10 protein-coding genes are annotated in these 9,846 nt (G+C 28.8%); 9 read left to right on the top strand and 1 reads right to left on the bottom strand.

Annotated features, from left to right (window positions below; all coding sequences use genetic code 11):
* Nucleotides 1-98: 98 nt before the first annotated feature.
* Entirely contained in the window at nucleotides 99-1,340 is a 1,242-nt protein-coding gene (locus JX287_RS08155; RefSeq protein ID WP_204644382.1) for an aminotransferase class I/II-fold pyridoxal phosphate-dependent enzyme, read from the bottom strand.
* A 321-nt stretch (nucleotides 1,341-1,661) separates the two neighbouring features.
* Here JX287_RS08155 and clpX point away from each other — a divergent pair, with 321 nt between their 5' ends.
* The 9 genes from clpX to JX287_RS08110 all read left to right on the top strand — a co-directional run bounded on the left by clpX (nucleotide 1,662) and on the right by JX287_RS08110 (nucleotide 9,843).
* A complete protein-coding gene (clpX, locus tag JX287_RS08150) occupies nucleotides 1,662-2,870 on the top strand; it encodes an ATP-dependent Clp protease ATP-binding subunit ClpX (protein WP_204644381.1) in 1,209 nt (402 codons plus the stop codon).
* A 22-nt stretch (nucleotides 2,871-2,892) separates the two neighbouring features.
* The gene (lon, locus tag JX287_RS08145) at nucleotides 2,893-5,190 is read left to right on the top strand and encodes an endopeptidase La (protein WP_204644380.1); all 2,298 of its coding nucleotides are present in this window, start codon (nucleotides 2,893-2,895) and stop codon (nucleotides 5,188-5,190) included.
* 2 nt (nucleotides 5,191-5,192) lie between these two features.
* On the top strand, nucleotides 5,193-5,789 hold the full coding sequence (yihA, locus tag JX287_RS08140) for a ribosome biogenesis GTP-binding protein YihA/YsxC (protein ID WP_204644379.1): 597 nt from the start codon (nucleotides 5,193-5,195) through the stop codon (nucleotides 5,787-5,789).
* 364 nt (nucleotides 5,790-6,153) lie between these two features.
* Nucleotides 6,154-6,426 carry a 30S ribosomal protein S16 gene (gene rpsP / locus JX287_RS08135; protein WP_003145074.1) on the top strand — a complete coding sequence of 91 codons (273 nt, stop codon included), beginning with the start codon at nucleotides 6,154-6,156 and terminating at the stop codon, nucleotides 6,424-6,426.
* A gap of 133 nt (nucleotides 6,427-6,559) precedes the next feature.
* On the top strand, nucleotides 6,560-7,204 hold the full coding sequence (locus tag JX287_RS08130; protein WP_204644378.1) for an amino acid ABC transporter permease: 645 nt from the start codon (nucleotides 6,560-6,562) through the stop codon (nucleotides 7,202-7,204).
* Between the two features lie 3 nt (nucleotides 7,205-7,207).
* A complete protein-coding gene (locus JX287_RS08125) occupies nucleotides 7,208-7,837 on the top strand; it encodes an amino acid ABC transporter ATP-binding protein (RefSeq protein ID WP_204644377.1) in 630 nt (209 codons plus the stop codon).
* 11 nt (nucleotides 7,838-7,848) lie between these two features.
* Nucleotides 7,849-8,685 carry an amino acid ABC transporter substrate-binding protein gene (locus JX287_RS08120; protein WP_204644376.1) on the top strand — a complete coding sequence of 279 codons (837 nt, stop codon included), beginning with the start codon at nucleotides 7,849-7,851 and terminating at the stop codon, nucleotides 8,683-8,685.
* Between the two features lie 248 nt (nucleotides 8,686-8,933).
* On the top strand, nucleotides 8,934-9,179 hold the full coding sequence (locus tag JX287_RS08115) for a type B 50S ribosomal protein L31 (RefSeq protein WP_003145327.1): 246 nt from the start codon (nucleotides 8,934-8,936) through the stop codon (nucleotides 9,177-9,179).
* A gap of 85 nt (nucleotides 9,180-9,264) precedes the next feature.
* The gene (locus tag JX287_RS08110) at nucleotides 9,265-9,843 is read left to right on the top strand and encodes a thymidine kinase (protein ID WP_204644375.1); all 579 of its coding nucleotides are present in this window, start codon (nucleotides 9,265-9,267) and stop codon (nucleotides 9,841-9,843) included.
* The last annotated feature ends 3 nt before the right edge of the window (nucleotides 9,844-9,846 follow it).

The following is a 9,846-nucleotide window of genomic DNA, read 5'->3' as shown; positions in this document are numbered from 1 at the left end:
TTTTCTATGTTTTTTTACAAATTTGTATATAATTTAATCGGACTGATTTTTCCATCAGTCCGATTTTTTGATGAGCCTTTTTAAGTCGTATTTTTGTATTAAATTTGCTTAATACATTCTTTAAATTTATTTATAAGTTCTGGAATTAATTCTTTATCTAAACATGAGAATGCGATTCTAATATGATCATCATCCATAGAGTATACGCCATATTTATATTCATTTAAGAATTTAAGTCTAAATTCATGAGCATTAATGTTTGATGGTAATTTTATAGTAAAGAAGTAACCCGAATTAAACGGAAGAACTGTAACTAGTGAATTTAAATTTTCTTTTGATATAGCTTGTTTTAATTCGCTATATCTTTCTTCAATTATTTTATCATTGATTGCTTTTTCTTCTAATGATTGTTTATTCTCTAATAATCTCACAGCAATTTGTTGCGATAGGTTTGAAGGAGATGATGTAGTACTTCTCAAATAACCTTGTGTTTTTTCTAATAAAATTTTTCTTAATTCATCATTTTTAGTATAGTATGTAATAAAACCTACACGAAGTCCCCAACTGTAAAATTCTTTAGTGATACCATCTAATTTTACTATTAAACAGTTTTCATTTTCTGCTAATTTATATGTAGCGCTTAATGTTGGAGTTTTGTGTTTGTCTTCAAAGAATAGTCCAAAATAAGCATCATCAGAAACGATGATAATTTGTTTATTTGTATTTTCTTTTGCGAAGATATTTATAACTTCAACTAATGAATCTAATTCAACGTCAGATGGTGTATATCCAGTTGGATTATTTGGGAAGTTCAATATTAATGAAATTTTGTCTTCTTTTATACTATAAAGAGCTTTTTTGAAATTTTCGATACTGAACTCATTATTTTCATTGAATTGGTTGTATTTATATATGGTATTACCTAGTTTGATTGTATAAATCTGTGCATAGTTTTGCCAAAACAGATTTGGTAGAAGAAGTGCATCTCCACTTTCACTAAATAGATTTGCTGCTATATCAATCCCCTGGGTAATTCCCGTTGTGACCATAGGTAAAGATAAAAAATCTTTATTAATCCTAGAGTTATCAGCTAAGATTTTTTCTTTCCATAATTCTCTCATTTTTGGTAATCCTGGTGTAGGAGAATAAGGTAGATATTCTGAATTGTTTAATTCTGTTAATACTTTATTAATTGATGGTAATGACATTGCTTTTTTTTTGATTGTTGCAATACCAATTGTAGCATTAATTGCACCTGCAACAGCTGCTGTTTCTTTTGATTGAATTAGTACATCTTGAGGTAAAATTATGTTTTCACCTAGTTTTGAAAAAAATGACATAGTATTCCTCCTGTTTTCTATATAGAATTATTATACCACTAATATTTGATTACTAAAAGAAGGAAATACAAATAAGAAATTGAATAACATGTAAAATTTTAAGAATTGACTAGAAATATATAAAATAACGATATTTTCTAATTTGAAAATGTTAAGGATTATATTACAAATGTTTTAATATTAATTATTTTCTAATAGTCTTTGCTAGAAATAAAATGTATTGTATGGTATAATAATGTGTATCTTTTTGGGCTTTATATCGATTAGATAATAAAAAGATAATAAGATATAAGATAAAGTTCAATAATGTGAGGTGTAATTATGGTTAAAAGTAAAGAAGAAGTTAGATGTTCTTTTTGTGGAAAAAATACAAACGAAGTTTTTAAAATGATAGCAGGGAATGACGTATTTATTTGTGATGAATGCGTTGATTTATGTTCAGACATAATTGAAGAAGAAATAGAATTTAGAAATGCTAATAATAAACCTGTATTTAAATTATTAGAACCTCAAAAAATAATGGAACACTTAAATGATTATGTAATAAGTCAGGATAAGGCGAAAAAATCTGTTGCAGTTGCAGTTTATAATCATTATAAGCGAATTAAAGCAGCTGAGAATCATGATATAGAATTACAAAAAAGTAATATAGCATTAATAGGTAGTACAGGATCAGGAAAAACATTAATAGCACAAACATTAGCTAAAATGCTTGATGTACCATTTGCTATTTCTGATGCTACTACACTTACAGAAGCAGGTTATGTAGGAGAAGATGTTGAAAATATCTTACTTAGACTTATTCAAAGTGCAAACTACGATATAGAGAGAGCTGAAAAAGGTATTATTTATATCGACGAAATTGATAAAATAGCTAAAAAAGGTGAAAATGTATCAATAACTCGTGATGTTTCAGGGGAAGGTGTACAACAAGCACTTCTTAAAATTTTAGAAGGAACAGTAGCAAGTGTTCCTCCTCAAGGTGGTAGAAAACACCCTGGAGAAGAAATGATTAAAATTAATACTAAAAACATTCTATTTATTATTGGTGGAGCATTTTCAGGTATAGAAGAAATTATTAAGCGTCGTCTTGGTGAAAAAGTTATTGGTTTTTCTAAGAGTGATGAATTGAAAGATGATGAAGATATTATTTCTAAAGTTAAACATGAAGATTTGGTAAAATTTGGTATGATTCCTGAATTCATAGGACGTATTCCAGTTGTTTGTTATTTAGAAGAATTAGATGAAAAAGACTTAGTAAGAGTATTAACTGAACCTAAAAACTCTGTGGTTAAACAATATGAATACTTGTTTGAACTTGATGGAGTTGAATTGATTTTTGAACAAGAAGCACTCGAGGAAATTGCAAAAGAATCAATTAAGAGAAAAACAGGAGCACGTGGTTTAAGATCTATAATCGAAGAGTTATTATTAGATGTAATGTTTGAAATTCCGAGTAAAAAAGGTATTAAAACATGTACAGTAACACGTGATAATGTTATTAATAAAACAAAACCGATTTTAAAATAATTAGGTTAGAGAGGAGTTCGTTTTGACAAAATATTATTTATTAGAGAATAGAGATTTATTCTTTCCGTCTAATACTTATACAATAGATGTAACGGACAAAAAATTTTTAAAAACGATAAAAACTGTAAAAAAAGATAAAATACCAGTTTTTGTAACTTATAAGAGAAAACCGATTGATAGTTATGATGATTCATTTTCTGAAGATGATGTATTCGATAGTAATGGTTTTAATGTCTTTTTTGGAACATATGGACAACTAACTATAGACAAGAAGAATAAAAAATATGAATATCAATGTTATGGTATAGCGGAAGTTAAAAGTGGTGTTTACAATAATAACCATGTTGAGCATTTAGATATAAACATAAGAGAAGTTGTTGATAATGGTTTTGACAAAACAGGTTTATTAAACAATATAAGAAATAACTTTTTAAATTATCTAAAAAGAGAAAATTTTGATATAGATTACTATAAAACTGATGATTTAGAAAAATTCATTAATAAGAATATTAAGTTTTTCCCGATTGATAAAATGTTAAAACAGCGTGTACTATTCTTATTAGATTTAGAGAAAAAAGCTATCTTCTTAAATAGAAGTTTAGAAGCATTTTTAGTTGGTAATAGCTTTAAGCGAGAGATTGATGAAAAAGTTCGAACTAATATTGATACTCAGCAAAAGGAATATTTTTTACGTGAACAGATGAAAGTTGTTCAAGATGAGTTGAAACAAATAGCGCCTGAGGATGATGACATTGAAAAAATTCGTCAAGCTATTAATGAGATTGAATTATCAGAAGAAGATAAGGCGGTCTTATTAAAAGAAGTAGATCGATTAGAAAAAACACCGGTAATGAGCCCTGAACATTCGATTATTAGAACATACTTAGATACTGTTGTGGCTTTACCATGGAATACATTAACAGCAGATGAAATTGATATAAAAAATGCGGAAAAAATTCTTAATGAAGATCACTATGGTTTAGAAAAAATCAAAGAGAGAATTTTAGAATTTTTAGCAGTTAAAAAATTAAGAGATGATATGAAATCTCCAATTTTATGTTTATCAGGACCTCCTGGTGTGGGTAAAAGCTCATTAGCTAAATCGATTGCCGCTTCTATGGGAAGAAGTTTTGTTCGTATTTCTTTAGGTGGAGTACATGATGAAGCTGAAATTCGTGGACATAGAAGAACTTACCTTGGTGCATTACCTGGTAAGATTATTCAATCATTGAAAAAAATAAAAACTAAAAATCCAGTTATTTTATTAGATGAAATTGATAAAATGGCTTCTGATATAAAAGGTGACCCTGCTGCAGCTATGCTAGAGGTAATTGATCCAGCTCAAAATAATGAATTTGTAGATCATTATTTAGATATTCCATTTGATTTATCAAAAGTATTATTTATTGCTACAGCTAACAATTTGAGTTTAATTCCAGCACCACTTAGAGATAGGATGGAAGTAATTGAACTTGAGTCTTATACGATTAAAGAAAAAGAAAATATCGCTGCGAAATACTTAATTCCTCGTCAAATTAAAGAAAATGGACTTAAAAAAGGACAAATAACATTTACAAAACAAGCGATTAATAAGATAATAAATGGTTATACTTATGAGGCAGGTGTAAGGAATTTAGAGCGAGTTTTCGGTTCTATTTGTAGAAAAGCCGCGTTAAAAGTTCTTCAAGGTGAAGAAAAAATAAAAGTTGGTGTTGCTAATCTTGAAGATTTTGCTGGACCAGAAAAATTTAGTTCGAAAGATAAAAATGTTAAACCTGAGATTGGATTAGTTAACGGTCTTGCCTACACTGTTGTAGGAGGAGATACTTTAGAAATTGAAACAAGTGTATCAAAAGGTAATGGTAAGATTATTCTTACAGGTAAACTAGGGGATGTAATGAAAGAATCAGCACAAATGGCGATTTCTTATTTACGTTCTAATGCTGAGAATTTAAATATTGAAAATATTAATTTTTCTGAGATAGATATACATTTACATGTTCCGGAAGGAGCTGTTCCAAAAGATGGGCCATCTGCTGGTATAACTATTACTACTTCGGTGTATTCTGCATTAACTAAAAAACCAGTTGATAATAATATAGCTATGACTGGAGAAATGACTTTACATGGAAAAGTTTTACCAATAGGTGGAGTAAAAGAGAAGATATTAAGTTCAGAAAAAATGAATATTAATACTATAATTATTCCAACTAAAAATAAAAAAGATCTAATTGATATTCCGAAAGAAGTACTTGAAAAATTAACTATTTATTCAGTTGATAGTATTCAAGAAGTATTTAAAATAGTATTTGGAGAATAATAATGAAAAAGTTAAATACACATAATGTTGATTTATTAATAAGTGCAGTCTCAAAAAAACAATATCCAGAACATGACAAACCAGAAGTAGCGATGTGTGGTCGTTCAAATGTTGGTAAATCTTCTTTTATTAATACAATATTAGATAGAAAAAATTATGCTCGTGTTTCTTCTAAACCAGGGAAGACTCGTACACTAAACTTTTTCGATGTAGATAATCAAGTAGTACTAGTAGACGTACCGGGATATGGATATGCAAAATTATCTAAACCAGAAAAAGAAAAACTATACGATATGATTGTTGAATATTTTACCAACAGTGAAAACTTAGGATTTGTATTACATTTAATTGATAGTAGACATAAACCGTCTCAAGATGACATAGAGATGAATGAATTTTTAAACTACTATGAGATTCCATTTGTCATAGTTATGACAAAAATTGATAAAATCTCTAAAAATGAACTTGCGAAAAATACAGGAATAATAAAACGCGAATTAGACTTAACTAATAGTATGGCCATTATTCCGTTTTCATCTGTTTCTAAAATTGGAAAAGAGCAGGTTCTTAATGAAATAGCTAAGGTATTAGAAGATTAATATATGAATAGGGGTGGGAGTGACTCAAAAAATGTATTTTTGAAGAAAATGATTTTATCGAGTTACTCTCATACCTTTTTTTTCAGTAATTTACCTTACCTGATTTAGAAGGACAAATGAAGTATTTTTTTATAAATATTTTTTCTTTACATAGCGTAGAAAAATTGATATAATAAGGATTAGACGAGTCAACAAAAAAAGTTGACGTTTTTCGTCAAAAAGTATTGACATGCTTTTATTTTTTTGTTAGAATAATATCTAGCTTATAAAACTTAGCGTTATAGATTCAACTTTTTCATTAAAACACTTCATAAACACACACACATAAAATTAATAAAAAAGTTGAAACATAAGGAGTACAAACATGGCAGTAAAAATCCGTTTAAAAAGATTAGGTGCTAAAAAATCACCTTTCTACCGTATCGTTGTTGCTGATTCAAGATCTCCACGTGATGGACGTTCTATCGAAACTATCGGTACTTACAATGCTGTTAAAGAACCAGCAGAAGTTAAAATCGATGAAGAGTTAGCATTAAAATGGTTAGGTAATGGAGCTCAACCTTCTGACACAGTTAGAAGTTTATTATCTAAAGAAGGAATTATGAAAAAATTCCACGATTCAAAATTAAATAAATAATGATTATTTAGCCCCTTAGTAATATAAGGGGTTTTTCTTTGTTTGAAAGTGTGCTATAATAGTGGTAATTTTAAATAACAACCAACTACATGGCTGTAGAGAGGGGTTATAATATAAAAAAGGAGGAATATATATGGAATATTTATTGGAGATATTACCTAGTTTAATGAATGGTGCAGTTACAACATTAGAAGTATTTTTTCTTGTGTTAATTTTATCTATACCTTTAGGTATTTTTATTGCATTCATAATGCGTTTTAATATTAAATTATTAAATTATTTTATTAATATTTATATTTGGATTATGCGTGGAACACCATTATTACTTCAGTTGATTTTTATTTATTATATACTACCATCGGTGGGAATACGTTTCGATAGATTACCTGCTGCTATTATTGCATTCACGTTAAACTATGCAGCTTATTTCGCTGAAATTTTTAGAGGTGGTATTGAATCTATACCAAAAGGACAATATGAAGCTGCCACAGTATTAAAATTCACACAATTTCAGACGATTAGGTATATTATCTTACCTCAAGTAATAAAAATTGTTTTACCGAGTGTATTTAACGAGATAATGAGTTTAGTTAAAGATACATCGCTAGTTTATGCTCTAGGTATTAGTGATTTAATTTTAGCTAGTAGAACTGCAGCTAATAGGGATGCCAGTTTATTACCTATGTTTGTAGCTGGAGCTATTTATCTAATCTTAATAGGTATAGTAACGATTGTGTCTAAAAGAGTTGAAAAACGTTATAATTATGATAGGAGGTAACTTATGTTAGAATTAAAAAATATTAGTAAAAAATTTAAAGATCGACAAATACTATCAGATTTTAATTTAACAGTTGAAGAGAATAAGATTTTAGCAATAGTAGGACCTTCTGGTGGTGGTAAGACTACTTTATTAAGAATGTTAGCAGGATTAGAAAAGATAGATTCTGGTGAAATTATTTATAATGGTGAGTCTCTTCCTATAGATGAATTAGAAAAAAGGAATTTGTTAGGATTCGTATTTCAAGATTTCCAGCTATTTCCACATTTGACAGTGCTAGAAAATTTAGTTTTATCACCGATAAAAACTATGAATATGCCCAAAGAAGTAGCGGATAAAAAAGCTATTGAGTTATTAGAAAAACTTGGTTTAGAAAAGCAAGTTGCTAGTTATCCTATTTCATTATCTGGAGGACAAAAACAACGTGTAGCGTTAGCGCGAGCTATGATGATTGAACCCAAAATTATAGGATATGATGAACCAACTAGTGCTTTAGATCCTGAACTTAGATTGGAAGTTGAAAAATTAATTCTAAAAAATAGAGAACTAGGTATTACTCAGATTGTCGTAACGCATGATTTGCAATTTGCTGAAAATATAGCGGATAGTATTGTGAAAGTAGAACCAAAATAAGAGGTGATTAAATGAGAAAATTAAAAATCCTTATTACACTTATTATTACTGTTCTAATAGTTACTGGTTGCGCATCAGGAGGAAAAGACAAACCGAGAAAAGATAACTGGAATGATTTTCAAAATTATAAGAAGGTTGTAATTGGTTTTGATAATACCTTTGTACCTATGGGTTTCCAAGACAAAAGTGGAAAAAATATTGGTTTTGATATAGACCTTGCGAATTCTGTATTTGAAAAATATGGAATTAAGGTAGAGTGGCAGGCTATTAACTGGGACTTAAAAGAAACCGAATTGAAAAATGGTAATATCGACTTGATTTGGAACGGTTATTCAAAAACTGAAGAGCGTGAAAGTATTATTCAGTTTACTAATCAATATATGGTTAATGAACAAGTGATTGTTACAAAGAAATCTAAAAATATTAAATCGACAAATGATTTAAAAAATAAAATTTTAGGTGCGCAAAATGGTTCATCTGGGTATGATACATTCAATGAAAAACCAGAAGTATTGAAAAATATTGTTAAAAATAATGATGCAACACAATATGAAAGTTTTAATGAAGCGTTAATAGATTTAGAAAATGATAGAATAGATGCATTATTAATTGATAGAGTTTATGCAAATTATTATTTAAAACAACAAAATAAACTTGATGATTATAATATAATAAACGCTGGATTCGATAGTGAAGCTTTTGCCGTAGGAGCGAGAAAGGCGGATATAACTCTTGTTAATAAAATAAACGAAGCATTTTTTGAATTATATTCGGAAGGTAAGTTTCAAGAAATTTCAAACAAATGGTTTGGAGAAGATGTAGCAACAAAAGAAGTGAAAAGTAAATAATTAATATAGGATAGTCTTATTTAAAATAGATTATCCTTTTTTAAAAAAATTAAGTATGTATATAAATCATGGATATATTTTAAATAAGTAATTAAACATAAGGTGTCAACAAAAAAAGTTTACAAATATTAGTAAAAGTACTTGATTTTTTTAGGATTATTATTTATAATAATAAGGTATGTGATTAACTCACTGAAAAATAACTCTGTTCGTATTAAAAGCGTTCAGGGCAGAAGGAGACGATAATAATGAGAGAAGGAATTCACCCAGATTACCGTAAAGTTGTATTCATGGATACTACTAGTGGTTTCAAATTTTTAAGTGGTTCAACTAAACCATCAAAAGAAACTATCGAGTGGGAAGATGGAAATACATACCCATTATTAAAAGTTGAGATTTCTTCAGATACACACCCATTCTACACAGGGCGTCAAAGATTCGCTCAAGCAGATGGACGTATCGAACGTTTCAACAAAAAATACGGTATCAAGTAAGAAAAATAAAACAGACATTTCTTTATTGGATTGTCTGTTTTTATTCTATTAGTAATTGTATAATAAAAGCCCGAGGGGATTAATAATGATAGAAAATAGAAAATTCGGATGGATAGAATGTATTTGCGGAAGTATGTTCTCTGGAAAATCAGAAGAATTACTAAGACGTATAAAACGAGGGGTAATAGCCAAACAAAAAGTACTTTTATTCAAACCGTCTATAGATAATAGATACGAAGAGAATATGGTCTCTACACATAATGGAAATAGTTATGAGTCTGTAAATATTGATAAAGCTGAACAGATTTATGACTATATTATTGATAAAAAATATGATATCATAGGAATTGACGAAGTACAGTTCTTTGATGAAAAAATTGTAGAAGTTATTAATAAGCTTGCTGATGATGGTATACGCGTTATTGTGGCAGGTTTAGACATGGATTTCAAAGCAGAACCGTTTCACCCGATGCCTGAAATAATGGCTGTAAGTGAAATGGTAACAAAACTTCATGCTGTTTGTAATAAATGCGGTAAAGAAGCTAGTCGAAGTCAAAGATTGATTGATGGTGAACCAGCTAGGTATGATGACCCAATAGTAGTTATAGGTGCTAGTGAATCATATGAAGCTAGATGTCGTCATTGCCATGAAATTAAAAGATAATTT

Source organism: Gemella haemolysans, from assembly GCF_901873445.1.
In the GTDB taxonomy this organism is placed as follows: domain Bacteria; phylum Bacillota; class Bacilli; order Staphylococcales; family Gemellaceae; genus Gemella; species Gemella haemolysans_C.
This window is presented reverse-complemented; position numbering and strand designations above follow the sequence as displayed.